The sequence below is a fragment of the Pseudomonas sp. UF-293 genome, from assembly GCF_058245595.1.
In genome coordinates, this window is record NZ_JBSICA010000034.1 from 17,573 (window position 1) to 43,870 (window position 26,298).

At 57.8% G+C, this 26,298-nt stretch carries 31 protein-coding genes, 1 tRNA gene and 1 pseudogene; 23 read left to right on the plus strand and 10 right to left on the minus strand.

The features are described 5' to 3' along the window. Window positions 1–4: 4 nt before the first annotated feature. The 3 genes from rbsK to AC4IHP_RS24285 are packed head-to-tail and all read left to right on the plus strand — an operon-like array spanning window position 5 to window position 2,383. Window positions 5–922, plus strand: a complete 918-nt coding sequence (gene rbsK / locus AC4IHP_RS24275) for a ribokinase (protein ID WP_460117991.1) — start codon at window positions 5–7, stop codon at window positions 920–922. Beyond that, a complete protein-coding gene (rbsD, locus tag AC4IHP_RS24280; RefSeq protein ID WP_460117994.1) occupies window positions 919–1,323 on the plus strand; it encodes a D-ribose pyranase in 405 nt (134 codons plus the stop codon). The genes rbsK and rbsD overlap by 4 nt, the downstream gene beginning before the upstream one ends. 31 nt (window positions 1,324–1,354) lie before the next feature. Then, window positions 1,355–2,383, plus strand: a complete 1,029-nt coding sequence (locus AC4IHP_RS24285; RefSeq protein ID WP_460117997.1) for a nucleoside hydrolase — start codon at window positions 1,355–1,357, stop codon at window positions 2,381–2,383. Window positions 2,384–2,417: 34 nt separating this feature from the next. Here AC4IHP_RS24285 and AC4IHP_RS24290 read toward each other — a convergent pair whose 3' ends face one another. Then, the gene (locus AC4IHP_RS24290) at window positions 2,418–2,618 is read right to left on the minus strand and encodes a hypothetical protein (protein ID WP_460118000.1); all 201 of its coding nucleotides are present in this window, start codon (window positions 2,616–2,618) and stop codon (window positions 2,418–2,420) included. Between the two features lie 131 nt (window positions 2,619–2,749). Here AC4IHP_RS24290 and AC4IHP_RS24295 point away from each other — a divergent pair, with 131 nt between their 5' ends. Then, window positions 2,750–3,052 carry a hypothetical protein gene (locus AC4IHP_RS24295; RefSeq protein ID WP_460118003.1) on the plus strand — a complete coding sequence of 101 codons (303 nt, stop codon included), beginning with the start codon at window positions 2,750–2,752 and terminating at the stop codon, window positions 3,050–3,052. 166 nt (window positions 3,053–3,218) lie between these two features. Next, window positions 3,219–3,536, plus strand: a complete 318-nt coding sequence (locus AC4IHP_RS24300; RefSeq protein ID WP_460118006.1) for an I78 family peptidase inhibitor — start codon at window positions 3,219–3,221, stop codon at window positions 3,534–3,536. A gap of 65 nt (window positions 3,537–3,601) precedes the next feature. Here AC4IHP_RS24300 and AC4IHP_RS24305 read toward each other — a convergent pair whose 3' ends face one another. Next, window positions 3,602–3,814 (minus strand): cold-shock protein, encoded by a 213-nt coding sequence (locus tag AC4IHP_RS24305; protein ID WP_003179963.1) that lies wholly within the window; start codon window positions 3,812–3,814, stop codon window positions 3,602–3,604. 290 nt (window positions 3,815–4,104) lie between these two features. Then, entirely contained in the window at window positions 4,105–4,407 is a 303-nt protein-coding gene (locus tag AC4IHP_RS24310; protein ID WP_490832937.1) for a hypothetical protein, read from the minus strand. Between the two features lie 370 nt (window positions 4,408–4,777). Here AC4IHP_RS24310 and thrS point away from each other — a divergent pair, with 370 nt between their 5' ends. The 11 genes from thrS (at window position 4,778) to AC4IHP_RS24365 (ending at window position 12,974) form a co-directional block, all read left to right on the plus strand. Continuing rightward, window positions 4,778–6,700, plus strand: coding sequence for a threonine--tRNA ligase (gene thrS, locus AC4IHP_RS24315; RefSeq protein WP_039762094.1), 1,923 nt, complete (start codon window positions 4,778–4,780; stop codon window positions 6,698–6,700). After that, window positions 6,700–7,251, plus strand: coding sequence for a translation initiation factor IF-3 (infC, locus tag AC4IHP_RS24320; protein ID WP_169432615.1), 552 nt, complete (start codon window positions 6,700–6,702; stop codon window positions 7,249–7,251). Before thrS ends, infC begins: the two co-directional genes overlap by 1 nt. A 60-nt stretch (window positions 7,252–7,311) precedes the next feature. Continuing rightward, complete coding sequence (rpmI, locus tag AC4IHP_RS24325; protein WP_002553160.1) at window positions 7,312–7,506, plus strand: 50S ribosomal protein L35; 195 nt, start codon at window positions 7,312–7,314, stop codon at window positions 7,504–7,506. A 27-nt stretch (window positions 7,507–7,533) separates the two neighbouring features. Then, the gene (rplT, locus tag AC4IHP_RS24330) at window positions 7,534–7,890 is read left to right on the plus strand and encodes a 50S ribosomal protein L20 (protein ID WP_002553161.1); all 357 of its coding nucleotides are present in this window, start codon (window positions 7,534–7,536) and stop codon (window positions 7,888–7,890) included. Window positions 7,891–7,999: 109 nt separating this feature from the next. After that, on the plus strand, window positions 8,000–9,016 hold the full coding sequence (gene pheS, locus AC4IHP_RS24335; protein WP_003226365.1) for a phenylalanine--tRNA ligase subunit alpha: 1,017 nt from the start codon (window positions 8,000–8,002) through the stop codon (window positions 9,014–9,016). Window positions 9,017–9,042: 26 nt separating this feature from the next. Continuing rightward, on the plus strand, window positions 9,043–11,421 hold the full coding sequence (gene pheT / locus AC4IHP_RS24340) for a phenylalanine--tRNA ligase subunit beta (protein ID WP_485611154.1): 2,379 nt from the start codon (window positions 9,043–9,045) through the stop codon (window positions 11,419–11,421). Window positions 11,422–11,424: 3 nt separating this feature from the next. After that, a complete protein-coding gene (gene ihfA / locus AC4IHP_RS24345; protein ID WP_002553164.1) occupies window positions 11,425–11,727 on the plus strand; it encodes an integration host factor subunit alpha in 303 nt (100 codons plus the stop codon). Next, on the plus strand, window positions 11,708–12,064 hold the full coding sequence (locus AC4IHP_RS24350; protein ID WP_003179985.1) for a MerR family transcriptional regulator: 357 nt from the start codon (window positions 11,708–11,710) through the stop codon (window positions 12,062–12,064). The genes ihfA and AC4IHP_RS24350 overlap by 20 nt, the downstream gene beginning before the upstream one ends. A gap of 89 nt (window positions 12,065–12,153) precedes the next feature. Continuing rightward, window positions 12,154–12,230, plus strand: a tRNA-Pro gene (locus AC4IHP_RS24355). A gap of 219 nt (window positions 12,231–12,449) precedes the next feature. Then, a complete protein-coding gene (locus tag AC4IHP_RS24360; protein WP_460118037.1) occupies window positions 12,450–12,626 on the plus strand; it encodes a hypothetical protein in 177 nt (58 codons plus the stop codon). 132 nt (window positions 12,627–12,758) lie between these two features. Next, a complete protein-coding gene (locus AC4IHP_RS24365) occupies window positions 12,759–12,974 on the plus strand; it encodes a hypothetical protein (protein WP_490832938.1) in 216 nt (71 codons plus the stop codon). 417 nt (window positions 12,975–13,391) lie between these two features. Here the strand turns inward: AC4IHP_RS24365 and rtcR are convergent, their stop codons facing one another. Further along, window positions 13,392–14,996 carry an RNA repair transcriptional activator RtcR gene (gene rtcR, locus AC4IHP_RS24370; protein ID WP_490832939.1) on the minus strand — a complete coding sequence of 535 codons (1,605 nt, stop codon included), beginning with the start codon at window positions 14,994–14,996 and terminating at the stop codon, window positions 13,392–13,394. 197 nt (window positions 14,997–15,193) lie between these two features. On the opposite strand from rtcR, the gene AC4IHP_RS24375 reads away from it, so the two are divergent. The 3 genes and pseudogenes from AC4IHP_RS24375 (at window position 15,194) to AC4IHP_RS24385 (ending at window position 18,082) form a co-directional block, all read left to right on the plus strand. Beyond that, on the plus strand, window positions 15,194–16,420 hold the full coding sequence (locus tag AC4IHP_RS24375; RefSeq protein ID WP_490832940.1) for an RtcB family protein: 1,227 nt from the start codon (window positions 15,194–15,196) through the stop codon (window positions 16,418–16,420). 170 nt (window positions 16,421–16,590) lie between these two features. After that, window positions 16,591–17,620, plus strand: a pseudogene (gene rtcA / locus AC4IHP_RS24380) (RNA 3'-terminal phosphate cyclase). 174 nt (window positions 17,621–17,794) lie between these two features. Continuing rightward, a complete protein-coding gene (locus tag AC4IHP_RS24385) occupies window positions 17,795–18,082 on the plus strand; it encodes a hypothetical protein (RefSeq protein ID WP_490832941.1) in 288 nt (95 codons plus the stop codon). 81 nt (window positions 18,083–18,163) lie between these two features. Here the strand turns inward: AC4IHP_RS24385 and AC4IHP_RS24390 are convergent, their stop codons facing one another. After that, window positions 18,164–18,379 carry a hypothetical protein gene (locus AC4IHP_RS24390; protein WP_041478566.1) on the minus strand — a complete coding sequence of 72 codons (216 nt, stop codon included), beginning with the start codon at window positions 18,377–18,379 and terminating at the stop codon, window positions 18,164–18,166. A 127-nt stretch (window positions 18,380–18,506) separates the two neighbouring features. Further along, the gene (locus tag AC4IHP_RS24395; protein WP_490832942.1) at window positions 18,507–18,782 is read right to left on the minus strand and encodes a hypothetical protein; all 276 of its coding nucleotides are present in this window, start codon (window positions 18,780–18,782) and stop codon (window positions 18,507–18,509) included. A gap of 183 nt (window positions 18,783–18,965) precedes the next feature. On the opposite strand from AC4IHP_RS24395, the gene AC4IHP_RS24400 reads away from it, so the two are divergent. Continuing rightward, window positions 18,966–19,295, plus strand: a complete 330-nt coding sequence (locus tag AC4IHP_RS24400; protein ID WP_460118059.1) for a hypothetical protein — start codon at window positions 18,966–18,968, stop codon at window positions 19,293–19,295. Window positions 19,296–19,324: 29 nt separating this feature from the next. On the opposite strand, the gene AC4IHP_RS24405 is transcribed toward AC4IHP_RS24400, so the two are convergent. The 3 genes from AC4IHP_RS24405 to AC4IHP_RS24415 form a co-directional block, all read right to left on the minus strand. After that, entirely contained in the window at window positions 19,325–20,269 is a 945-nt protein-coding gene (locus tag AC4IHP_RS24405; protein WP_460118062.1) for an alpha/beta hydrolase, read from the minus strand. A gap of 113 nt (window positions 20,270–20,382) precedes the next feature. Then, entirely contained in the window at window positions 20,383–21,381 is a 999-nt protein-coding gene (locus tag AC4IHP_RS24410) for an NAD(P)H-quinone oxidoreductase (RefSeq protein ID WP_490832943.1), read from the minus strand. Between the two features lie 60 nt (window positions 21,382–21,441). After that, window positions 21,442–22,641: a YbfB/YjiJ family MFS transporter gene (locus AC4IHP_RS24415; protein ID WP_460118068.1), complete on the minus strand. Its 1,200-nt coding sequence runs from the start codon at window positions 22,639–22,641 to the stop codon at window positions 21,442–21,444. Window positions 22,642–22,750: 109 nt separating this feature from the next. On the opposite strand from AC4IHP_RS24415, the gene AC4IHP_RS24420 reads away from it, so the two are divergent. Together AC4IHP_RS24420 and AC4IHP_RS24425 are read left to right on the plus strand one after the other, a co-directional pair. Continuing rightward, entirely contained in the window at window positions 22,751–23,626 is an 876-nt protein-coding gene (locus AC4IHP_RS24420; RefSeq protein ID WP_460125292.1) for a LysR family transcriptional regulator, read from the plus strand. 250 nt (window positions 23,627–23,876) lie between these two features. Further along, window positions 23,877–24,314: a hypothetical protein gene (locus AC4IHP_RS24425; RefSeq protein ID WP_490832944.1), complete on the plus strand. Its 438-nt coding sequence runs from the start codon at window positions 23,877–23,879 to the stop codon at window positions 24,312–24,314. Between the two features lie 39 nt (window positions 24,315–24,353). On the opposite strand, the gene AC4IHP_RS24430 is transcribed toward AC4IHP_RS24425, so the two are convergent. After that, window positions 24,354–25,076: a pirin family protein gene (locus AC4IHP_RS24430; protein ID WP_460118074.1), complete on the minus strand. Its 723-nt coding sequence runs from the start codon at window positions 25,074–25,076 to the stop codon at window positions 24,354–24,356. Window positions 25,077–25,296: 220 nt separating this feature from the next. Between AC4IHP_RS24430 and AC4IHP_RS24435 the strand changes: the two genes are divergently transcribed. Beyond that, complete coding sequence (locus AC4IHP_RS24435; protein ID WP_460118077.1) at window positions 25,297–26,247, plus strand: GlxA family transcriptional regulator; 951 nt, start codon at window positions 25,297–25,299, stop codon at window positions 26,245–26,247. Window positions 26,248–26,298 lie beyond the last annotated feature (51 nt).

The following is a 26,298-nucleotide window of genomic DNA, read 5'->3' on the forward strand; positions in this document are numbered from 1 at the left end:
ATGTATGCCAGCAAATGTAGTGGTAATAGGCAGCCTGAACATGGACCTGGTCACCCGGGCGCCACGGCTGCCACGCGGCGGTGAAACGCTGATCGGTCATTCCTTTGCCACCGTGTCTGGTGGCAAGGGCGCCAATCAGGCGGTTGCTGCAGCCCGTTTGGGCGCGCAGGTGGCAATGATCGGTTGCGTCGGAAATGACGACTACGGTGTGCGACTGCGCGATGCGCTGCTAGCCGAGCGCATCGACTGCCAGGCCATCAGTGTCGTCGAGGATTCCAGTGGCGTAGCGCTGATAGTCGTGGATGACAACAGCCAGAACGCCATCGTGATCGTCGCCGGTGCCAACGGCGCGATGACGCCGGCAGTGATCGACCGCTTTGATGCAGTTTTACAAGCCGCCGATGTGGTGATCTGCCAGCTCGAGATTCCGGATGCGACGGTCGGGCATGCGCTCAAGCGTGCACGTGAACTGGGTAAAACCGTGATCCTCAACCCGGCGCCTGCCAGCCGTCCTTTGCCGGCAGACTGGTTCGCCGCGATCGATTATCTGATTCCCAACGAGAGCGAAGCGGCCGCATTGAGCGCGATCGCGGTGGACTCGCTGCAGTCGGCAGAAACGGCTGCCACTCAGTTGATTGCCATGGGCGCCGGTAAAGTCATCGTAACCCTGGGCGCGCAGGGTTCATTGTTCGCCAATGGCAAAGGCTTCGAACATTTTCCCGCGCCGACCGTGAAGGCGGTCGATACCACAGCGGCGGGCGACACTTTTGTCGGCGGTTTCGCCGCAGCGCTGGCCGATGGCAAGTCTGAGGCCGAGGCGATTCGCTACGGGCAGATCGCCGCTGCACTGTCGGTTACCCGCGCCGGTGCACAACCGTCGATTCCAACCATGTCCGAAGTACAGGCGTTCAAACCCGCATGAAAAAGACTCCTTTGCTCAACGTCGCGCTGTCGCGACTGATCGCGTCACTTGGCCACGGTGACATGGTCGTGATTGGCGATGCCGGTTTGCCGGTGCCGCCGGGTGTCGAATTGATCGATCTGGCGCTGACCCATGGCATCCCTGATTTCGTCAGCACGCTGAAAGTCGTGCTCAGCGAAATGCAGGTGGAAAGCCATGTGCTGGCCAAGGAGATCTTCGACAAGCAACCGACGGCGCTGGCCGATCTGAATGCTTTGAACGAAGAGGGTGCGCTGGGCCGTAGGGATCTGCTCACTCACGAGCAGTTCAAGGTACTGAGCCGACAAGCCAGGGCGATCATTCGTACAGGAGAATGTCAGCCGTACTGCAACATCGTCCTGGTCGCCGGGGTTACATTCTGATTTTCGATTTCACCTGCACAAGGAATGCGCCATGCAACGCTACGCTGAGAAACTTCACCAACTGATCCGGAGCCTGCTGCTTTTGTCCGTGATAACTGCCACCGGCGCCCAGGCGGCGGAAAAGATCGACCTGATCATCGACACCGATCCCGGGGCTGACGACGTGGTCGCCTTGCTCTTCGCTCTGGCGTCGCCGGATGAACTGAATATCCGCGCGCTGACGACTGTCGCTGGCAACGTGCGGCTGGACAAGACTTCGCGCAACGCGCGGCTGGCTCGCGAATGGGCGGGGCGCGAAGACGTGCCGGTTTATGCCGGTGCGCCGAAACCTCTGATGCGCACCCCGATCTACGCCGAGAACATTCATGGCAAGGAAGGCTTGTCGGGCGTGACGGTTCACGAACCCAAGAAAGGCCTGGCGAAAGGCAATGCGGTCAATTATCTGATCGAGACGCTTAAATCGGCCAAACCGCACAGCATCACCATCGCCATGCTCGGCCCACAGACCAACCTGGCGCTGGCGCTGATCCAGGAGCCGGAAATCGTGCAGGGCATCAAGGAAGTGGTGATCATGGGCGGGGCGCATTTCAACGGTGGCAACATCACCCCCGTTGCCGAATTCAACCTGTTCGCTGATCCGCAGGCTGCCGAGGTGGTGCTCAAGAGCGGGGTGAAACTCACGTATCTGCCGCTGGACGTGACTCACAAGATCCTCACCAGTGATGCACGCCTGAAGCAGATTGCCGCGCTAAACAACAATGCGAGCAAGATCGTCGGCGACATTCTCAACGAATACATCAAGGGCGATATGGAGCATTACGGCATCCCCGGCGGCCCGGTACATGACGCGACTGTTGTGGCGTATCTGCTCAAGCCTGAGCTGTTTACCGGTCGGGCAGTCAACGTCGTGGTGGATAGCCGTGAAGGACCGACATTCGGCCAGACCATCGTTGACTGGTATGACGGCCTGAAAGCGCCGAAGAATGCATTCTGGGTCGAAAATGGCGACGCCCAGGGATTCTTTGATCTGCTGACCGAGCGCCTGAAGCGCCTTAAATAAGACCTCTGACCCGCAGGTCACTGCCTGCGGGTTTTCACTGCGTCTGTTCGGCCGCTACGGTGCGGTAGCGTTCGAATACCTGATTGATAAATTGCTGCGCCGCCTCGATGCCCAGCTCCTTGACCAATAGATCAATGCCGATCAGCGCCAGCTCTTCCGTCGTGCCGGGGCTGTAGGAGCTGTGTCCGTCTGCCCATTTCGCATTAATGGCGGCGTCGATGCTGAGGCTGGTCATGAGAAGGCTCGAAAGGTCAGGGTGTCTGTTTTTCGAGTTAACCATTTTGCGCGGCATTTGGCACTGCGACTTAGGCATGAGCGGAGCGCTATGCGACACTTGGTCTTTTCCGGCTCACAAAGGACCCTGCTGTGCAGATCGATCTGAATACCCCTGACGGCCTCACACTCGAAGCCGTGCGCCAATTGCTCGCTTCGGCCAGTGACGACGTACACAACCAGTTGCGCGTGAGCAGAGATGGCATCGCCTATCTGTCCACCGTGACTGGCGGGCAGGATATCGAGGGGCTGCTGTTTCGCCTGGAAACCTGGGCAAAGGGCTCGGGCTATGTGGGTAACGTCGCAGCCAGCGATGAAGTCTGGGTGATGCAGATCTTCAACGCGCTCAAGGACAACTGGCCGAATCCGCCGTATGACTACATCGACGTTTACTGAGGTCGTTAATATTCAGTCACGATTGTTTGCTCAGTCGCCTCGCGCAGCTCAGGCACACTCGGCATTTTTCCGTTCGTGGGGCAGGGCATGGCTTGAGCCTTGAAACCAAACGCCGCATTGGCGGTCGCACGATCTCTGCTTAAACATTTGAAAACAAGGAGGCTTCATGCCTTTGAAGTTCGCGACACTGGGTGCACTTATGGCCGCTGCTCTGTTGGCTGGTTGCAGCACAACCTCCAGCGAGTCGGCAAAGGAGCCCGTGGCGGCTGAATCAGGAAGCAGCCGCTGCGAAGCATCGGCAGCACAATTTGCTGTCGGCAAGAAGGCATCCCCTGAATTGCTGGATCAGGCGCGTGCCAAGGCTGGAGCGCAAAATGCGCGCTTCCTCAAGCCAAACGACATGATCACCCTGGAATACCGCTCCGACCGCCTCAACCTGAACACCGACAACAACCTGATAGTTACCCGCGTCAACTGCGGCTGAGTCCTTTTGTTTCAGGCATAAAAAACCCCGTCACCAGGACGGGGTTTTTTTAGTGCGCCAAGAAATTACTCTGGGCGAACCTGTGCAGCTTGCATACCCTTTTGGCCTTTCTCAGCCACGAAAGAGACGGTCTGGCCTTCTTTCAGGCTTTTGAAACCGTCGGATTCGATAGCTTTGAAGTGTACGAACAGGTCGTCACCGCCACCTTGAGGAGTGATGAAGCCGAAGCCTTTTTCATCGTTGAACCATTTAACGGTGCCGGTTTGGCGATTAGACATGGTGTATCTCCAAGAAACATATATTTTCAGTAGTACTGTGCTGCTCAGGCCAACTGGGCACACCCGGGTATCATAGTCGAAATGTTCGCTTTGGTAGCCCCCCGGACGTGCTGTTTGCCAATCAGTCGTGTTTTCTTTACCACCCGTTTCTGCTGAAAGCCCCGGTTTGAAAGGCTTTCAGCGAAACGTAAAGACGATAAAAAAACCTGTAAAACCTGCATAAATCGTCTGAAAAGGCTCATTTCCTGCACTTTTTTCCGCCTTTCAGCCAATGTTAATGCCCGGTTTTCTTATTTTTTCGGGGCGGTATTTGCCTTGCATTTGGCGATCTGCCCGAGGGCTTTCTGTTGCAGTTCAGGAGTCGCCTTGTTGTCCATCAATGCCTGAAGGTCGCTGGCCGGATAGGACTTGATAGCGTCAGCACCGCAAGCGCAGTGGGATTTTGCCGCAGCAGCGCCAATTTGCTGGGTCGCAGCCTGAGTGCACTGGGCCATGTACTTCTCGCGCTCGCCTTTTGGCCAGTCGGCATGGGCGCTCAGTGGCAGCAGCATAACGACGGGGGCGAGGACGGCGAATAAGCTTTTCAGACGCATGCGAGGATGCTCCTTGTGGGTCAATGTCTTGTTATCTGAGGGCGCAAGGGCCGATCAAGTTCAGCACTCTGGCATAAAATCGGACATTTCGCCTTCTGCCAAATCAGGGCGTGAGCGACCGCTCATCTGTGCTAGCATGCCGGGCTCAAGCGTTCTCAGGCTTCGGATGACCTTCCGTCCCGAAGCGGTCAGCGTGCGATTATTTTCGATTTGAATCCCAGTCACTCTGGTTCGGTTTTCCGGTTGGCCGCAAGGCTCCTGCCGCTGTAAGGCAGGCGTTCGTCATTGAATGGCCTGGATCGGATCTTGTACTGGCTCATCCCAACCCACGTGACCTTTGGTAGGGGTCACCACTAGGAGAGGAGGCGCCATGCCAACTATTACTCTTCCCGACGGCAGTCAACGTTCATTCGATCACCCGGTTTCCGTAGCCGAGGTCGCCGCATCCATTGGTGCAGGTCTGGCCAAGGCTACGCTCGCGGGTAAGGTCAATGGCCAACTGGTCGACGCCAGCGACATCATCAGCAGCGACGCGACCCTGCAAATCATTACGCCAAAGGATGAAGAGGGGCTGGAGATCATTCGCCACTCTTGCGCGCACCTGGTTGGCCACGCGGTCAAACAGCTGTACCCGACCGCGAAGATGGTCATCGGCCCGGTCATCGACGAAGGCTTCTACTACGACATCGCCTACGAGCGGCCTTTCACGCCGGAAGACATGGCGGCTATCGAACAGCGCATGCAGCAGCTGATCGAGAAAGATTACGACGTCATCAAGAAAGTCACTCCGCGGGCTGAAGTGATCGAAGTGTTCAAGGCTCGCGGTGAAGACTACAAGCTGCGCCTGGTCGAGGATATGCCGAACGAGCAGACCATGGGTCTGTACTATCACGAAGAATACGTCGACATGTGCCGCGGTCCGCACGTGCCGAACACGCGCTTTCTGAAATCCTTCAAGCTGACCAAACTGTCGGGCGCCTACTGGCGCGGCGACGCCAAGAACGAGCAATTGCAGCGCGTCTACGGCACCGCTTGGGCAGACAAGAAACAGTTGGCAGCGTACATCCAGCGTATCGAAGAAGCCGAGAAGCGCGATCACCGCAAGATCGGCAAGCGCCTGGGCCTGTTCCACACCCAGGAAGAATCCCCGGGCATGGTGTTCTGGCACCCGAACGGCTGGACGCTGTACCAGGTGCTCGAGCAGTACATGCGCAAGATCCAGCGCGACAACGGCTACCTTGAGATCAAGACTCCTCAAGTCGTCGACCGCAGCCTGTGGGAGAAATCCGGGCACTGGGCCAACTACGCTGACAACATGTTCACCACTCAGTCGGAGAACCGCGACTACGCCATCAAGCCGATGAACTGCCCATGCCATGTGCAGGTGTTCAATCAGGGCCTGAAAAGCTACCGTGAGTTGCCCATGCGTCTGGCCGAGTTCGGTGCCTGCCACCGTAACGAGCCGTCGGGTGCGTTGCACGGCATCATGCGCGTGCGAGCGTTCACTCAGGACGACGCGCACATCTTCTGCACCGAAGAGCAGATGCAGGCCGAGTCCGCCGCGTTCATCAAACTGACCATGGATGTCTATCGCGATTTCGGCTTTACCGAAGTCGAGATGAAACTGTCCACTCGTCCGGAAAAACGCGTCGGTTCCGACGAGCTTTGGGATCGCGCTGAAGCAGCATTGGCTGCAGCCCTTGATTCTGCTGGCCTGCCGTACGATCTGCAGCCGGGCGAGGGTGCCTTCTACGGGCCGAAGATCGAGTTCTCGCTGAAAGATTGTCTCGGTCGTGTCTGGCAGTGTGGTACCTTGCAGCTCGATTTTAACCTGCCTGTCCGTTTGGGCGCTGAATATGTCTCTGAAGACAACAGCCGCAAACACCCTGTGATGCTGCACCGCGCGATCCTCGGCTCGTTCGAGCGTTTCGTCGGGATTCTGATCGAGCACTACGAAGGTGCGTTCCCTGCTTGGCTTGCGCCAACCCAGGCAGTGATCATGAATATCACTGATAAACAGGCAGATTTTGTTGCAGAGGTCGAAAAAACTCTCAACGAAAGCGGATTTCGTGCCAAGTCCGACTTGAGAAATGAAAAGATCGGCTTTAAAATCCGCGAGCATACTTTGCTCAAGGTTCCCTATCTTTTGGTTATCGGAGATAAGGAAGTCGAGATGCAGACTGTCGCTGTGCGTACTCGTGAAGGTGCTGACCTGGGCTCGATGCCCGTCGCCCAGTTCGCTGAGTTTCTCGCGCAAGCGGTTTCCCGGCGTGGTCGCCCAGATTCGGAGTAATTATTATTAAGCGTGAAATGAGACAAGATAAACGAGCTGCACCGAAAGCCCCGATCAACGAGAATATCTCGGCACGCGAGGTTCGGTTAATTGGCGCTGATGGCGAGCAGATTGGCATCGTCTCGATTGATGAAGCGCTTCGTATCGCTGAAGAAGCAAAGCTTGATCTGGTGGAAATTTCCGCAGACGCAGTCCCGCCTGTTTGCCGGGTGATGGACTACGGCAAGTCGATCTTCGAGAAGAAGAAGCAGATTGCCGCGGCGAAGAAAAACCAGAAGCAGATTCAGGTTAAAGAAATCAAGTTTCGTCCAGGGACGGAGGAAGGGGATTACCAGGTAAAACTGCGCAACCTGGTACGTTTCCTGAGTGACGGGGACAGGGCCAAGGTATCCTTGCGATTCCGCGGCCGTGAGATGGCCCACCAGGAGCTGGGGATGGAACTCCTCAAGCGGGTTGAACAAGACCTGCTCGAGTACGGTTCGGTCGAACAGCATCCTAAGATGGAAGGACGCCAGCTGATCATGGTCATCGCCCCGAAAAAGAAGAAGTAATCAACAGGGCACGGCAGGCCTTCTGATTATGTTTATCAACTGAATGCGGAGTATCCGAACATGCCAAAAATGAAAACCAAAAGTGGTGCTGCCAAGCGGTTTCTGAAAACTGCTAACGGCATCAAGCACAAGCACGCTTTCAAGAGCCACATCCTGACTAAAATGTCGACCAAGCGTAAGCGTCAACTGCGCGGTAGCAGCTTGCTGCATCCGTCTGACGTGGCAAAAGTCGAGCGCATGCTGCGCCTTCGTTAATTTAGTCAAGAATAGAGGAAGTAACTCATGGCTCGTGTAAAGCGTGGCGTCATTGCCCGTAAGCGTCACAAAAAAATTCTGAAACTTGCTAAAGGCTACTACGGCGCACGCTCCCGCGTATTCCGTGTTGCCAAGCAAGCGGTAATCAAGGCAGGCCAATACGCCTACCGTGACCGTCGTCAGAAAAAACGTCAGTTCCGCGCTCTGTGGATCGCTCGTATCAACGCTGGTGCTCGTGTTAACGGTCTGTCCTACAGCCGTTTCATCGCTGGCCTGAAAAAAGCGTCCATCGAGATCGACCGCAAGGTTCTGGCTGATCTGGCAGTGAACGAAAAAGCGGCGTTTGCTGCGATTGTCGAGAAAGCTAAAGCCACCTTGGCTTAAGTACCCCCGACAGTCACCCGGCCTCACCTCTGTGGGGCCAGGTGTTAAACGTCATAAATAGGGGAAGAGCCTTCAAGCTCTTCCCCTATTTTGTATCTGGAGTCTGTACATGGAAAACCTGGATGCGCTGGTCTCTCAAGCACTAGAGGCTGTGCAAAGCGCTGAAGATATCAATGCCCTGGAGCAAATCCGGGTTCAATACCTTGGCAAGAAGGGCGAATTGACTCAGGTGATGAAGACCCTGGGGAATCTGCCGGCCGAAGAGCGTCCGCAAGTCGGTGCGCTGATCAACGTTGCCAAGGAACGTGTTACAGGCGTTCTCAATGCGCGCATGGCCCTGTTTGAAGAAGCCGAGCTGGCTGCCAAACTGTCTGCCGAATCCATAGACGTGACGTTGCCGGGCCGTGGCCAGACCTCTGGCGGTCTGCATCCGGTCACCCGGACGCTGGAGCGCGTCGAGCAGTTCTTCACCCGCATTGGCTACGGCATCGCCGAGGGCCCTGAGGTCGAGGACGACTACCACAACTTTGAAGCGCTCAACATCCCAGGCCATCACCCGGCCCGGTCGATGCATGACACCTTCTATTTCAATGCCAACATGTTGCTGCGCACCCATACCTCGCCGGTACAGGTCCGCACCATGGAATCCAAGCAGCCGCCGATCCGCATCGTCTGCCCGGGCCGCGTGTATCGCAGCGACTCCGATATCACCCACTCGCCGATGTTCCACCAGGTCGAAGGCCTGTTGGTTGATCGCGATATCAATTTTGCCGATCTCAAAGGCACCATCGAAGAATTCCTGCGGGTGTTCTTCGAGAAAGAACTGGCCGTACGTTTCCGTCCTTCGTACTTCCCGTTCACCGAGCCATCCGCCGAAGTCGACATGGAGTGCGTGATGTGCAGCGGCAAGGGCTGCCGCGTCTGCAAGCAGACGGGCTGGCTGGAAGTCATGGGCTGCGGCATGGTTCACCCGAACGTGCTGCGCATGTCCGGCATCGACCCGGAAGAGTTCTCCGGCTTTGCCTTCGGCATGGGCGTCGAGCGTCTGGCCATGCTCCGTTACGGCGTGAACGACTTGCGTCTGTTCTTCGACAACGACTTGCGGTTCCTCGCGCAATTTCGCTAGTCGTAACGAATTCTTAGGAGAGCAGGATGAAATTCAGTGAACAATGGCTGCGTGGCTGGGTTAGCCCGCAGGTAGATCGCGACGAGCTGGTAGCCCGTCTGTCGATGGCCGGTCTTGAGGTCGATAGCGTTACGCCGGCCGCCGGTGTATTCAGTGGTGTCGTGGTGGGCGAGGTGCTCAGCACCGAGCAGCATCCGGACGCCGACAAGTTGCGGGTGTGCCAGGTCAGCAATGGTGCGGAAACTTTCCAGGTCGTGTGCGGAGCGCCAAACGTGCGCCCGGGCCTGAAGATTCCGTTCGCCATGATCGGCGCAGAACTGCCGGGCGACTTCAAGATCAAGAAAGCCAAGCTGCGTGGTGTCGAGTCCAACGGCATGCTGTGCTCGCAAGCCGAGCTGCAGGTCGGTGAGGGCAACGACGGTCTGATGGAGCTGCCGGCCGATGCGCCGGTGGGCAAAGATTTCCGTGTATACCTGGATCTGGAAGACGCCAGCATCGAGGTCGACCTGACTCCGAACCGAGGCGACTGCCTGTCCCTGGCCGGTCTGGCTCGTGAAGTCGGCGCGCTGTACGCCGTGCCGGTAACCCGTCCTGTGGTAGCTGCGATTGCAGCGGTGCACGACGAAGTGCGCTCGGTCGAGGTGCTGGCCCCAGCCGCGTGCCCACGTTACCTGGGTCGGGTCATCCGTAACGTCGACCTGTCCAAGCCGACGCCGCTGTGGATGGTTGAACGTCTACGTCGTGCCGAAGTGCGCAGCATCGACGCTGCGGTGGACATCACCAACTACGTGATGCTCGAGCTGGGCCAGCCACTGCACGCGTTCGATCTCGCCGAAATCAATGGCGGCATTCGTGTGCGGATGGCTGAAGAGGGCGAGAAGCTGGTTCTCCTCGACGGTCAGGAAGTCAGCCTGCGTAGCGATACGCTGGTCATCGCCGACCACACTCGTGCACTGGCGATCGCCGGCGTAATGGGTGGCGAGCACAGCGGTGTTTCCGCGACCACGCGCGATGTGTTCCTCGAATCTGCGTTCTTCGACCAGATCGCTGTTGCCGGTAAGGCACGTTCTTACGGCTTGCACACCGACGCTTCGCATCGCTACGAGCGTGGCGTTGACTGGAAGCTGGCCCGTGAAGCCATGGAGCGCGCCACTGGCCTGCTGCTGGAAATCACTGGTGGCGAAGCTGGTCCGGTTATCGAAACCGTCAGCGAGCAACATCTGCCGTCGATTGCGCCGATCACCCTGCGTGCCCAGCGCATCACGCAGATGCTTGGCATGGAAATGGATGCGGCACAGGTCGAGCGTCTGCTCAGCGCTCTGGGTCTGAACATTACCGCTGAAGGGGAAGGGCAGTGGCGTGTTGAAGTACCAAGCCACCGCTTCGATATCAGCCTGGAAGTCGACCTGATCGAAGAGCTGGCTCGTTTGTACGGTTACAACCGTCTGCCGGTTCGCTACCCGCAAGCGCGTCTGGCCCCGCAAGCCAAGGCCGAAGCGCGTAGCGATCTGCCTGAGCTGCGCCGTTTGCTGGTTGCTCGTGGTTATCAGGAAGCGATCACCTACAGCTTCATCGATCCGCGTCAGTTCGAACTGTTCAATCCGGGCGTCGAGCCGCTGTTGCTGGCCAATCCGATCTCCAACGACATGGCGGCCATGCGTTCTTCGTTGTGGCCAGGTCTGGTCAAAGCGCTGCAGCACAACCTCAACCGTCAGCAGGATCGCGTGCGTCTGTTCGAGAGCGGCCTGCGCTTCGTTGGTCAGCTTGACGGCTTGAAGCAAGAGCCGATGTTGTCCGGGGTTGTTTGCGGTAGCCGCTTGCCGGAAGGCTGGGCGCAGGGTCGCGACACCGTCGACTTCTTCGACGTCAAGGCCGACGTTGAAGCGGTGCTGGGTTTCGCCGGTGCTCTGGATTCGTTCACCTTTGCTCCGGGCAAACACCCGGCGCTGCATCCGGGTCAGACCGCGCGCATCGAGCGTGAAGGTCGCGAGGTAGGCTATATCGGTGCAATTCACCCTGAGCTGTCGAAGGCGCTGGGGCTGGATCGTCCGGTGTTCGTCTTCGAGCTGGTTCTGGCGGAAGTGGCGCTCGGTAAAATGCCGAAATTCCACGAGTTGTCGCGCTTTCCTGAAGTGCGTCGTGACCTTGCACTGATCGCACATAAAGATGTCGCGGCCTCGGCTGTACTGGACGTAATCCGTGAAAATGCAGGCGAATGGCTCACAGAGCTCAGGCTGTTTGACGTGTATCAGGGTAAAGGTATTGATCCTGATAGAAAAAGCCTTGCAGTTGGCTTGACCTGGCAGCATCCATCGCGCACTCTTAATGACGATGAGGTGAATTCGACGACGCAAAATATCCTCACCTCGCTCGAACAAAGGTTGAACGCCACGTTAAGGAAGTGACGTATGGGGGCTTTGACGAAAGCTGAGATGGCGGAACGTCTGTATGAAGAGCTGGGCCTGAACAAGCGGGAAGCCAAGGAATTGGTCGAACTGTTTTTCGAGGAAATCAGGCACGCTCTTGAAGACAACGAGCAGGTCAAATTGTCCGGTTTCGGCAATTTCGACCTTCGGGACAAACGCCAGCGGCCTGGCCGCAACCCGAAAACGGGGGAAGAAATCCCGATCACGGCTCGCCGTGTGGTCACCTTTCGTCCAGGGCAGAAGTTGAAGGCCCGAGTTGAGGCTTATGCTGGAACCAAGTCATAACGACGAACTACCCGTCATCCCGGGCAAACGCTACTTCACCATCGGTGAAGTCAGCGAGCTGTGTGCCGTAAAGCCACACGTGCTGCGCTATTGGGAGCAGGAGTTTCCTCAGCTCAACCCCGTCAAACGCCGCGGAAACCGCCGGTATTATCAGCGCCAGGACGTGCTGATGATCCGGCAGATCCGCGCGCTCCTTTACGATCAGGGTTTCACCATCGGCGGCGCACGTCTGCGCCTGTCCGGCGACGAGGCCAAAGACGATACCACTCAGTACAAACAGATGATTCGGCAGATGATTGCGGAATTGGAAGACGTCCTGGTGGTACTCAAGAAATAAAAAGCAGCGTTTGAATACTTCCAGTTTTCAAAAGCTTGCGATATATTCTTGAGCGTTCTTCGAGGTGAAGAGCGAAATGCAATATCAGTCGGGGCGTAGCGCAGTCCGGTAGCGCACTAGCATGGGGTGCTAGGGGTCGAGTGTTCGAATCACTCCGTCCCGACCATATTTTTCAATGACTTAGGCCAATGTTCACAGCATTGGCCTTTTTCATGCGTGTTAGATTTGGGGGCTTCTGGATTCCGATCAAGCCTTCAACTCCAAGTTGGGTGGCCCGTGGCAGGCAGAAGGTCTGTATAAAGCGCATTGATCACGTCATCCTTTTCCGCCCATGCACGCGCCGTCAGGTAGGTTATTAATAAAAATACTTGAAAGGAGTCGAGTCATGGACAAAGCGTTCAAACAGCCAATGTTTGTCGTTGGGCTGCCGCTCGCAGTTTGCGGCTTTGTTTTCGGCCTTAATGGTCTTCTCGCCAGCGGAACCTTTGCATACGTCGCGCCGGGGTTATTGATACCTGGATTGGTTTTCATGTTGATAGGTTGGCTGCAACGGAATAAATGATTCATCGGATAGCTGAGCCCGATCGTTGGACGGGGCTTTTTTATACCCGCTCGTCGAGCAGATCGCACTCCCAGTCTGCGCATCTTCTCTGAATAGTAAGCGCAGCCCCTGCGCCACTGACGGGAGAGAATGATGATCGACGACAACAACGGCCCTGAGGCGCCATATCCGGGTCCAAGCGAACAAACCCCTGACTTCGGCGAGGGTCATGATTCCGGTCTGGAGCAAGCTGATTCTGAGCCGAAGCAGGGCACTGATGAACGACCAGAAGACTGGAATCCGCCACCCGGTAATCCCGGCTCTGATCAAGATGCCCAGACGGGCCGAGATAATGGCGGCGCCAAGTAAGCTCGATCAGTTTTTATAGTTCAGGAGACCCGGCCATCGCGCCGGGTTTTTATTGTCGCCGAACCCTCTATCGACATCCCCTAGCACAGACGGTTATCTAGACTTGAGAGGGCGAAACCGAGCGGCGGCGGGGGGCGGATGCGTTTATACAGGCGCCGGCAACAAGCATGTTCACTCTACGATACAGATCCAGCGGTGGTTGTATCGGTAGGGCGCGCGAGTGAAATGAACATCGGAAACCATCTTCATGCCGCGCTCTTGAAGCGCTTCGGTCAGTTGTACGAGTGTCTCTGCCTGGATAGTCATTGCTGTCACCTCGTCAGATTTACTGCGTTCATAATTCTTGACCGAGAGATCAGGCGGCTAATTCATTTTTTCTACGGTATTCATTGACGCAGCATAAGCAGGAATGCAGCTTTACTTCGTGCCGACTACCTCGCTCCATTCAAGTCCGAACCGCCCCAGATACTTCCTCAATCGATCAGCATCATTGGGCTGCGCTTTGGCCTGCCGGGAAACACCGAACAGCCGTCGGCCGGCATCTGACAGGCTCTCCGCCTGACGACATACCTCGATAACCGCCTTCAGTTGCAAACGGTCGAACAAGTCCATCTTCTCGCCGTCTCCCGGTAAGTCAGCCGACACCGCAGCGGGTTGCGTCAAGCTCCACGCATACCGTAATCGATCAATCTCCTCGTCTACCTGCGCTTCGTCGATACGCCCGCTGTCGGCCAACGTCGCCATCCGCGTAATCGATGCGGACAGTTCGCGAAAGTTGCCCAGCCAGGTTGCTTCGCGTGAGCTGGCGAATGCCAGGTAGCGTCGGCGCGCTTCGAGATTGAAACGCACCCACTGCCCATGCTCGCGAGCATGGCGTTCCAGTTCGAAATCGATATTTGGCTCGATATCCTCGCGGCGACCGGCCAGGCCGGGCAGGTCGAACGTCCATAGATTGATCCGAGCGTACAGGTCCTCGCGAAACGCGCCTTCGGCGACCCGGCTGCGCAAGTCGCGGTGGGTGCCGGCGATGATCAGGAAATCACTCTCGACTTCTTTGTCCGAGCCCAGCGGGAAGAAGCGTTTTTCTTCGATTGCCTTTAACAGCATTGCTTGTTCATCTGCGCCAAGCTCGCCGATTTCATCGAGAAACAACATGCCACCATCGGCAGCGCGCAGCAGGCCTTCGCGAGCGTTTTGCGCACCGGTGAACGCACCTTTGACGTGACCGAACAGGGTCGACATCGCACCGTCGCCACGCAGGGTGGCGCAGTTCACTTCGACAAAGCGCCCCTGCATCTGATGGCGATTGCGTTTGAGTTCGTAGATACGTCGGGCCAGGAAGGATTTGCCGGCGCCGGTCGGGCCGATCAGCAGCATGGGCGCTTTGGAACGCACCGCTACGCGTTCGATCTGTTCAATGGAACGGTTGAATGCAGAGTTGCGCGTGGCGATGCCGGACTTGAGAAACTGCAGGCCTTCGAGGCGCTTGCTGGCGAAGCGTGAGGCGATGCGATCATAACGCGACAAGTCGAGATCGATCAGCGCATGCGTGCCGCAGGCGGGCTCGTTAACGCTCTTGCGCTTGGCTGGAGACGTCTGGATCAGGCGGGCCGGCAGATAGCGCGCTTCGGTGAGCAGGAACCAGCAGATCTGCGCAACATGGGTGCCAGTGGTGATGTGTACGAGGTAATCCTCAGTCTCGGTGTCGAAGTTGTAAGTCGTGGTGAAGTCGTGCAGGGCGCCGTACACCTCCTCAAAATCCCAAGGGTTGCGCAGCGACATCGGATGCAGACGCACTTCGGTACCTGGAGAGATTTGCTGAATGTCGCCAGTGACGCGCTCCGCGAGGCTGACGTCGCGCGCATCGAGGCCGTGAATCAGTTCAAGCCGATGGATCGGCAGATTGGCTTGTTGGCAAAGGCCGACTGTGGGACGCCACTGGCTCCATCGGTTTGCGCCTTTACCGACGCGATCGAGAGTGGCTCCGATAAATCCGATAGCGACAGTGAGTTTTTCAGACATGCTTATCTCAGAAGATAAATGACGATAGGCAATGATAATTTCCTTGAGGCTTTTTTGTCGTCGATTGCATGCGGAGACCGACTCAAAAAATTAATAAGGCCTTCTAAATCAAGGGGATGGATCAAATAACAAGGCGCGACATACGCAGCTGGCACAGCGGCTGCAATGCCCATGGAAACAAACAGGGACAACGATTCATGAAAGATCAGAGCTACCAACTTCTCGAAGTCGCCAACGGCAAGCCAATCAAACTCTGGACCGAAGGCGTTCCGGTAGAAAACGAGGCTCGCGAGCAGTTGAAAAACACCGCGAAAATGCCATTCATCTTCAAGCATCTGGCAGTGATGCCGGACGTGCATTTGGGCAAGGGATCGACCATCGGCAGCGTGATCCCGACAGTTGGCGCGATCATTCCGGCGACGGTGGGCGTCGACATCGGTTGCGGCATGATCGCTGCGCGTACGTCGCTGACGGCTGCAGATCTGCCAGACAACCTGCATGGCTTGCGTACTGCAATCGAACAAGCGGTGCCACATGGCCGCAGTTCCAATCGTTCGCGGCGAGACAAAGGCGCGTGGGACGAGATTCCTCAGCAGGCTGATCAGGCCAGGGCGGGGTTGCAGCCGCGCTTCAAATTGATCACCGACAAGTATCCGAAACTGGCCAACACCAACAACCGTGGGCACTTGGGGACGCTCGGCAGCGGCAACCACTTCATTGAGGTGTGCCTGGATGAAGCGAACCGTGTCTGGTTCATGTTGCACAGTGGTTCACGAGGTGTCGGCAACGCCATCGGCAACCTGTTCATCCAAATGGCCCAAGCCGATATGCGTCAGCACCTCGCCAACCTGCCGGACCGTGACCTGGCTTATTTCGAAGAAGGTAGCCAGCACTTTGATGATTACGTGGAAGCAGTGGGATGGGCTCAGGATTTCGCCAGACAGAACCGCGAACTGATGATGCGTGCGGTGATTCAGGCGACGCGGCAGATCATTCGCAAGCCTTTCGAGGTCGCGCTGGAAGCGGTCAACTGCCATCACAACTACGTGCAGAAGGAGCGGCATTTTGGTCAAGACGTACTGATTACACGCAAGGGAGCGGTTTCGGCAAAGAAGGGTGAACTGGGGATTATTCCGGGCTCGATGGGTGCCAAGAGCTTCATCGTTCGCGGTCTCGGCAACGAGGAGTCGTTCAGTTCCTGCAGTCATGGCGCCGGGCGTACCATGAGCCGCACCAAGGCAAAAAATACGTTCACCGTCGCCGATCAGATTCGCGCCACCGCCCACGTGGAGTGCCGCAAGGACGAAGCGGTCATCGACGAAATTCCGATGGCCTACAAGGACATCGACAAAGTCATGCACGCCCAGCGTGAGCTGGTGGAAGTGCTGCACACCCTGCGTCAGGTGGTGTGCGTCAAGGGATAGCAATCAGTGCCGGCGAGAACGCTTCCGGGCGACGTCGCCCGGCTCTGCACCGGTGCATCGCAGCTGAACTCTAGCGCGAAATCCCGACATTATTCAGAACTCAGGAAAACCTGCGACGGCTGCATCGATAGCTCAGGTACACCGTCGGGTTGTATGCGTAAGGATTTGCAATGAAAGAAAAGATAGAACTGGACGGCGCCATTGGTGGCGGCCAGGTGTTGCGCAGTGCGCTGAGCCTGTCGATGGTGACGGGCCGGGCGTTTCGCATTGGACAGATTCGCGCCAGACGCAGCCGTCCGGGATTGCTGCGTCAGCATCTGACAGCCGTGATGGCGGCGGCCGAGGTTTGTGGTGCGCGGATCTCCGGTGCGCATTTGGGGTCGCAGGCCTTGAGCTTCGAACCGGGCGCAATCCGCGCAGGTGAATTCAAGTTCGCCATCGGCACGGCGGGCAGTTGCACGCTGGTTCTGCAGACTTTGCTACCAGCCCTGATGCGGGCACCGCAGGCCAGTCGAGTGACGATCTCTGGCGGCACGCACAATCCGCTGGCGCCGCCGACCGATTTCCTCTCGCGCAGTTGGTTACCGCTGCTGCGGCGCATGGGCGGGGATGTCGAGCTGGACTTGATGCGTCATGGTTTTGTGCCGGCCGGCGGTGGCGAGATTGAAGTACGAGTGCAGCCTTCGAGCCTGATGCGACTGGATCTGCGTGAGCGCGGCGGGCGAGGCGATTTCACAACAGGCTCTGGCGCTGACTGCCGGACTTGCGCCCAGTGTCGCTCAACGAGAACTGAGTCAGGTGGCCAAGCGTTTGAACTGGCCACCGGCGGCGCTGCAACCGGTGACGATTGATCCGGCACGCGGCCCGGGCAACGTATTATTGCTGGAATATGTTTTCGAATATGTCACTGAGGTGTTCAGCGCGTTTGGCCAAGTGTCTTTGCGCGCCGAGAAGGTCGCTGATGCCGCGATCAATCAGGCTGCGGACTGGTTGCGTAGTGATGCGGCGGTCGCGGAGCACCTGGCCGATCAGTTGTTGTTGCCAATGGCGCTGGCCGGCGGCGGATCGTTCACCACGCCGCGCATGACTGACCACCTGCGCAGCAACATCGAAGTTATTGAGCTGTTTTTGCCGGTTCGTTTCGATTGCCGAGAGGAGGGCGGCGATCGCTTGCAGATAGACATTTTACAAACCGATTAGCAGCTTCCTGCGATACCGAAGGCAGTCGCAAGGCTTCGCTGAGCGCGCCGCTAGCCTTTAGCCATTAGCACATCCGACCTAATTGCCCCTGTTCCGGCTCGACTTTAAAGTCCTTTGGCTTGGCAGCTAATTGCCAGAATTTTTCCGGTATGAAAATCAAAAAGGTCGATCTGCATGAACTCATCAAGGACTATCCCGGTTCTCGTTTTATTCGCAACATTGGCGCTCGCGGTCTCTGGTTGCCAGACTGTCAAACCGGGAGAGAGTGATCTCAAAAATCGCGCACAGACCACCATCGGCAAACCTGTAATCAAGGTTTCCAATATCCGCAGCGACTTCAATACAACTTTCTATACCGCTCAAACCGAAAGCGGTGAATATACGTGCGAACTGCCGAGCGGCCCGATGGTTGCTCTGGGTTCCATGGGCATGGGGCTTGGTGCTCAGTGCACCAAGCAATGAAGAACCAGCCTCTTCGACGCTAAAAAAAAGGCCACTGTCGATGACATTGGCCTTTTCTCTTTAACGAATGCTCGGCGCAGATCAGCTGGTTTTCGAGTTCAGCTTGCGCAGTTCTTCGTAGGTCGCCGACTGCACGAACCAAAAGCCGGAGACGATGCACCACCCCAGGGTGCCGCCTACGAACATGCCGAGCCCCGAAAGAAAGCTTTGGCTCATCATGAACAGAGACACGATCAGGATGACTGCCAGTGCGATGTAGAGAACGATGTTATTGACGCCGATGACGAAATCTTTCATTTGCATTCCTTGGATGTATTTTCCTCTGGCCACCCTCTATGGTCGCCAGTGCGCGCATCATATTGATATCACCCTGTGTTGCGCTAGTTTCGACATCGGATTTTCGTTACTAAAAGCGAATCCACTCTTACTGAGCGGGTTTTTTATCTATGTCGCTGGAGTCGCTCGACGTCGCGGCATCCTTCTCTGTTTCATGCGGCTGTGAACCCGCGTTGGCGCCTGACGACTCTTCGCCTTTCTTGTTCGCCTTTTCGTCATGGTCGCGAGAGCTGTCTGCATGGTTGACACCAGGCAGGGCGGTGGCAGGGGTGGCGGCACCCGCTATCGTTTCGGCTGCCCAGGCGTGAAGCGGGCCGATCAGGCACAGGCTGGAAAACCACAGGGCGAGCATTTTCTTGTTCATCACGTTGGCCTTCTACGCGGTGGATGTACTGCGTTGGATAGGCCAGCCGGCCAAAGGTGCGCGCTACTGGACGAGCGGCGAATTCACCTTGATAAAAAAATCCCGCCAGCAGGCAAATTGCTGGCCCCCAGACGCAATGCACCCCGGCAAAATCGCTTTTTTTCAAAAGGTTAGGCTGGCAATATGCGGACGATTGTCATCACCGTTGCGGCGTTTTCCCTGGCTTTGATCGCCTCGGGATTGCAGGCAAGAGAGTTAAGCAAGGGCCATCGCTTTGCCTGTACCTGGGGCTCGGACATTGCTGCCGGTGCGCAGCAATCCAAGCTGTCCGGGGTTTCGCTGTATGGCGCGCGCAAGCAACTGCAGGTTCGCCGCTTCCAGCAGCCATGGATGCGCATGACTGCGATGGGGATTACCGAGCAGACCTACAACAGCAGTTCGAAGCTCAAACCGGCAGCAGTCAAGCAGACCTATTACGAGCAATGCGTGCGCCACGAATTGGCCCGGCGCTGAGACTGTTTCAACCAAGCTGACTATTTGGTTCAAGAGTCGCGAGAGCCTTTGGCCACCGCCGGCCCGGCAACCCTGGGCAACGGTTTGCTTTGCATCAACGCATCCAGAGCCTTGCGATAACCCTGGCCACCGAGCGCCATGCTGTTGTTGTGCGTTGCTCCCGGCACCAGCAACAGGCGCTTGGGCTGCTCAGCGGCATTGAACAGTTGTTCGCTGAAGCGCGGCGGTACGAAGGCATCAGCCAGGCCATGCACCACCAGCAGCGGCATGTGAATGTCGGCAATCTTGTCGATGGAGTCGAATTTCTGCGACAGCAACCAGCGCACCGGTAGCGAGGTGTTGGCCACCGCGGCGGCCACATCGGCCAGTGAGGTGAAGGTCGATTCAATGACCAGTCCGCGCACCGGCAGAGGTGTGTGGTTACGCGCGGCGTTCTTTCCGAGCTCAGCGGCCAGATCAATCGCCACCGCACCGCCGAGAGAATGACCGTAAATCAGGCGTTTGTTCGGATCCGGTTGCAGCAGTTGAAAGCGTTCCCACGCAACGCGGGCATCTTCATAAACGCTGCTCTCGGAAGGCAGATCGCCCTTGCTCTGCCCGAACCCGCGATAGTCGATGGCCAGCACCGAATAGCCCGCCGCCCGCAGCTGTTCGATGCGAAACAATTGCCCGGTGAGATTCCAGCGCACGCCATGCAGATACAGAATCGCTGGCGCATTGGCACGTTCCGCCGGCCACCACCAGGCATGGATGTTCTGCCCCGCCTTGAAGCTTTTCGGTTGCAGATCGAGTTCTTGAACGCTGCCGGGCAGACCGCGATACCAGCCGGCCGTACCCGGTTCGATGCGGAACAGCAGTTTGCGCTCAGTGTGTTCCAGCACCGCACAACTCGTCGGCACGCCAATAATCAGCGCGGCCATCATGGCGAACGCCAGGCGGCGGCGTCGCAGACGAGTCAGGAAGGACAGGAACATTAATCGTTTCACCACTGCGCAGACAAAGAACGCTTTTTACCAGATGCCTCGGTCTGCGCGTGATTAATTTCGACCACCGCCCATGCGCAACGATTACAAAATGCTGCAATCGCTCATGCCACTTGCAGCACGATCTTGCCGATATGGTCGCCGCCCTCCATGCGGGCATGGGCCTGAGCCGCATCAGCCAGCGGGTAGACCTTGTCGATAATTGGCAGGCAGCGCCCGGCGGCCAGTGCGGGCCACACATGTTCCTGCAACTGATCGGCAATGGCTGCTTTCTCCGCAGCCGTGCGCGCGCGCAGCAGCGAACCGGTCACCATCGCGCGTTTGCCGAGGATCGCCAGCAGATCGATGTCGTTGGCGCGGGCGCCGCCAAGAAAGCCGAGCATTACCAAACGCCCGTCCATTGCCAGCGCGCTGATGTTGCCGTTCAGATACGAGCCACCCATGATGTCGAGAATCACATTCACGCCTTGTTCTGCGGTTTTCTCGGCAATGACCTTGGCGAAATCCTCTTCCCGATAGTTGATCGGTTGCCCGCCCAGCTGGCTGATCGCGGCGCATTTTTCAGCGCTGCCGGCAGTGGCGAACGCCTCAATGCCGAACTCACGGCAGAGCATCAACGCGGTGGTGCCGATGCCGCTGGTGCCGCCATGGATCAGCACGCGCTGGCCGGCAGTGGCGCCGCCGAGGCCGAACAGGTTGGCCCATACGGTGAAAAAGGTTTCCGGAATCGCAGCGGCCTGAATCCAGTCGACATCATCCGGTACAGGCAAAGTCTGGCCGGCTGGAACCGCGCAATATTCGGCGTAACCGCCGCCATTGGTCAGTGCGCAGACACGATCGCCGAGCGCAAACCGCGTTACTCCGGCGCCGAGCGCGACTACTTCGCCAGCCACTTCGAGACCGGGGATCGGGTCCATGCCGGGTTTCATCGGATACTTGCCGGCGCGCTGCAGGGCATCGGGGCGATTGATGCCGGCGGCGTGAACGCGGATCAGCACCTGGCCTTCGGCAACGCTTGGCAGAGACACGCGTCTGGCTTGCAATACTTCCGGGCCGCCTGGTTGGGTGATTTCGATACGAGTCATTTCGTTGGGCAGTGACATGTCAATTCCTGTGAAAAAGGTCGTGTAGATGGGAGCGCTGCGAGCGCGCAATGATTCCCTTCAGTTCGCCGCGCAACGAGTTTGAGTCGCAGCGGGCAGCCAGCGCATGGCTTGCTCCAGCAGCAGGGCAACGCCGATCGCGCCGGCGGCGATCATAAACAGCAGCGTATGCTGGCCGCCCGAAGCATTGAACAGCGCGGAATAGGCAAACCCTGCCAGCGCCTGAAAGGTGGCGAACGACACGGTTGCGCGGCTCCAGGCGATCTGCTGACGGTGATGCGACGGCACCAGCTCATGCACCCGCGCCAATGCCAGCGGTACGATGCCCGGCGGGAACGAGCCGAGAATCACCGCCAGTAAAGCCAGCGCCAGAAACGAATGTGTGACGGCCAATAAACCGAGGGCAATGGCTTGCACTACCAACACCAGCCGAATACCTGTGCGTGCGTTAAGCTGGTCAGCCAGAAACCCGTAAGTCACCGGCCCGACAATCGCTCCCAGGCCATACATGACCCAGACCATTGCGCCGATATGCGCCCCGGCGCCCAGTCCACGAGCCACGTAATCCACCAGAAACACCATGGCAGGCACCAGCCCGGCGGCCATGAACGCGTATTGTGCGAACAACAGGTAAACGCCCGGCGGTGTCGGCTCATCGGCTGACGTTGTGTGCGCTGCGACGGCTTGCGCGGTATCCGCAGGCCAGCCGAACCAGCTCAGCGCGGTCAACAACAACGCCAGCGCGCCCAGTCCCAGCCAGGTTGCCTGCAAGCCAAGGGTCAGCAGCGGCGGCACGAGGGTTCCGGAGCCGGCAATCCCGAGGCCGATACCAAGAAAGATTGCGCCACTGGCCAAGCCTCTGCGTGACGCCGGAACATGAGGCAGCACGGTTGCCGCGACCAGCACCATGATCGCGCCGCCAGCAATCCCGGACAGCAAACGCCAGCCGAAGAACCAGCTCACCGACAGCGGATAGGCACACGCAAAAAATGCTGCCGTGACTGCCAGCATCATCAGACGCAAGGCGTTGCGGTTGCGCAGTCGATGAGCCATGGGCCGACCGAGGAGGGCGCCAATCAAGTAGCCAACCAGATTGGCCGCGCCGAGATAGACGACATCATTGGCTGAAAACCACTGCGCCTGAATCAGCGAAGGGATCAATGGCGTGTAAGCGAAACGCGCCAGGCCAATACTGACCAGGCTGGCGCAAAGTCCGGCGAAGATCGGCAGCCAGATACCGGAATAGTTTGAAGTACGCATGATCGCGATCTCACAAGAGGTGTATGGCGCTCAGCTTATCGGCTATTGTTGCTGCGGATATGCAGCGATTAAGCGGCACGGTGATGCAAAAATGCTTCATGGGGGCAGCATGAATTGGGATGATGCGCGAGTATTTCTTGCGGTCTGTAGAGAGTCGACCTTGCGCGGTGCTGCGCGGGTTCTGGGCGTGGACCAAGCCACTGTAGGGCGACGCGTCACCGCGCTGGAAAAGTCTTTGAGCGCGACGCTATTCCTGCGAACCTCTGATGGCTATGCGCTCACGGCCGTCGGCGAGGCAGCGCTCAGAAGTGCGGAAAAAATGGAGCATTCGGCGCTGGAACTGGAGCGACACATCCACGGGCTGGACGATCGGCTGACCGGTAATGTAAGGGTCAGCACCACCGACTCGCTGGCCATCGATTTCATCATCCCGGCGATGGCGCGCCTGCATGACCAGCATCCGGAAGTGCAGATTCAGCTGGACGCGTCGACACAAATCCTCAGTCTGGCCAAGCGCGAGGCCGATATCGCGGTGCGCAATACCCGGCCGGATAATCCGGATCTTATCGCTCGGCGAATCGCCCGTTGGCCTGTAGGACTTTTCGCGGCGCAGGCTTATGTCGACCGCCATGGCGAACCGCAGCCGGGCAGTGCTTTCGAGGGCCATGATCTCGTGGTGTATCAGCCGTATTTGCAGAGCAAAAAAGACCTCACGCTGGTCTCTGAACCGTTGACCCGCGGACGCATCGTCGCCACGCTCAGCTCCAGCCTTCTAGTGCGTCGTTCCCTTGCCGCCGGCCTCGGCATAGGGGAAATCCCGGTGTATATGGGCGAGCGCGACGGCCTGTTCAGACTCTGGCCGGAGCGGACCCGGCCGCTGCCGTATGAAGTGTGGCTCGTCACCCACGCCGACTTGCGCCACACCGCGCGGGTACGGGCCGTGATCGAGCAGATCGTTGAGGTTTTTGCGCTGGAAAACGAATAAGTGGTTCAGGGTTTTGCCAGGGCTACAGCGTCTGACGAAACGGCCTACATCCGAGGCAGAATGGGCCGGCTTGTCGCCGAAGGCGATGAAATCTATTGTGACTGCAGTTCGATGCAGACCTCGGTCCTGCATCGAAACGAAGTGCCAGGGAAGGCCTCGGTAGCCATATAAAGGTGTCGAATTGAAAATCAGGGAAGTGAATCAATATGCAGACACGGACAGGTCGAATGCAGGGCGGGACGGGCAAACCATGAGCAGCATAAGTCGCGAAGAATTCGATGCCAGGATAGAAACCATCGAGACGAGAATGGATGGCCGCGTCGCAGAAATGCGCGCCGACATTCGCGGGTTCCTCGCTGCTCAGGCAGAGCGGGACAAGGCCTATCTTGAACGGGACAAGACCCTACAGGAACGGGACAAGCGTTATGACGTGATGTGGATGGGCGTACAGAAAATTGCCGACGAATCGCGGGAAGCGATCAGACAGGCATCGACGGTAAAGGCCAATTACTGGGCTGCCACCACCGTGCATTTCCTCGGCGTGGCTTCCTTGTTGGTTGGCGCACATTTCGCCAATCAGGCGGCGGTGTTGACAACGATCCAAACCACCCTGGCAGCGATTCAGATTGGCAAAGAGGTCTCCGCCCCCAAACCAGTTGAACGAACCATTACGCTGCCGCCGCAATAAAAACGGCCCTCGGTAGAAGGCCGTTCTCGATGCGCCAGATCATGGCATTTCCGGCTGCTCCTGAGGCCGCAGGTCGAACACGAGCACTTCGGCATCGACGCCGTTGCTCAAGGTAAGCAACTGTTCTTCACGAACCCGCACGCCATCACCTTCCTGCAAGAGTTGGCCGTTGAGCTCTACGCTGCCACGAGCGACGTGCACGTACGCGTAACGATTGGCAGGCAAGTTCAGCGTGGCACTTTCCTTGCCGTCGAATAACCCGGCGTAGACGCGTGCATCCTGACGGACTTTCAGTGAACCGTTGCCACCGTCCGGCGAGATGATCAGTTGCAGGCGACCGCGTTTTTTCTGCGCGCTGAAATGCTCCTGTTGATAGCGCGGTTTGGCGCCGCTGACGTCCGGCACGATCCAGATTTGCAGAAAGTGCACGGGCTTGGTGGCCGAGTGGTTGAACTCACTGTGCGCCACGCCGCTGCCGGCGCTCATCAGTTGCACGTCGCCGGGGCGGATCACCGAGCCAGTACCAAGGGTGTCCTTATGTTCCAGGGCGCCTTCGAGCACATAGGAAAAGATTTCCATGTCGCGGTGCGGATGTTGGCCAAAACCTTTGCCGGCGGCGACCCGGTCATCGTTGATCACCAGCAGATCGGAGAAACCCTGTTCACGCGGGTTGCGGTAGCTGGCGAACGAGAAGGTGTGAAACGACTTCAACCAGCCGTGATTGGCGAGGCCGCGATCGGAGGCTTTGCGAAGAGTCAGCATGATGAAATCTCCTGGCGGGACGTGAATTCGTCCGAGTGAGGAGAAGGTTACTGGTTACCCGAGAAGGCAATAAGTAGTTGGAAATTGAAAGACTGTCCGGTTCAGGTTGACAGTTTTGCGTTATGGTTGACGCATTCGAACACGCTCATGACAACTCAGTCGGCCATAATGCCTCGGCTGAAGCGTGCGTCTTGACCCTTGAATATGTGTGAAACCTGCGATGAAAACCGTAGCAATGGTGCTGTTCCCTGACTTTCTGATGCTCGACATGGCGGGGCCGCTGGAGGTGTTTTCAGTCGCCAACCGTTATCTGAAGCCTGATCTGCACTATCAACTGACGACGTTAGGCACAGAGCGCGGCTTGCTGAGGGCGTCCAATGGCGTGCAGGTTCAGGCTGACTTGCACATCGACGAAGCGGCCGAGCGCTATGACCTGCTATTGGTGCCGGGCGGACCCGGCGCCTATAACCAGAGATTTCCCGAGCTGTTTGGCTGGTTGAAAAAAGCCGTGCCGCGCGCGGAGCGTTACGGTTCGATTTGCACTGGCGCCTTTATCCTCGGCCATGCCTGCCTGCTTGATGGCTATCGCGTCACTACGCACTGGAACTACACCGAGCGCCTGATCAAGGCTTTTCCGAAAACCACGGTGACCACCGATCAGATCTACGTCGAGGATCGTAATCTCATCACCTCGGGTGGCGTGACGGCCGGCATCGATCTGGCACTGGCGGTAGTCGCCCGGGATCACGGCAAGAAAATCGCCCAGGACGTCGCCAAGGTCCTGTTGGTGGTCATGAAGCGCCAGGGCGGGCAAGCGCAGTTCAGCCCGTTGATGGCGGCAGTCTCACCGCAAGAAACGCCCATCACCCGCGCGCAGAATTACGTCCTTGAACACCTGGATGAGCCCTTCACAGTAGAGCGCATGGCCGGATTGGCGAACATGAGCGCACGGCACTTTGCTCGCCTGTTCTCCCGTGACGTCAACATGACTCCCATGGAGTTTCTGCAGAATGCCCGCATCGACTGCGCGCGAAACCTGTTGGAAACCAGCGATCTGCCGCTCAAGACCATTGCCTACAAAAGTGGCTTTGGCAGCGTCCGGCATATGCGCTCGTTGTTCGCAGAAAAGCTCGGTCTTACGCCGTTACAATACCGCGAACAGTTCAGCTAGAGCGGTTCTGTCCGTCTGACGCAGTCGGATGTCCGCACTGCGTCGGCTGTG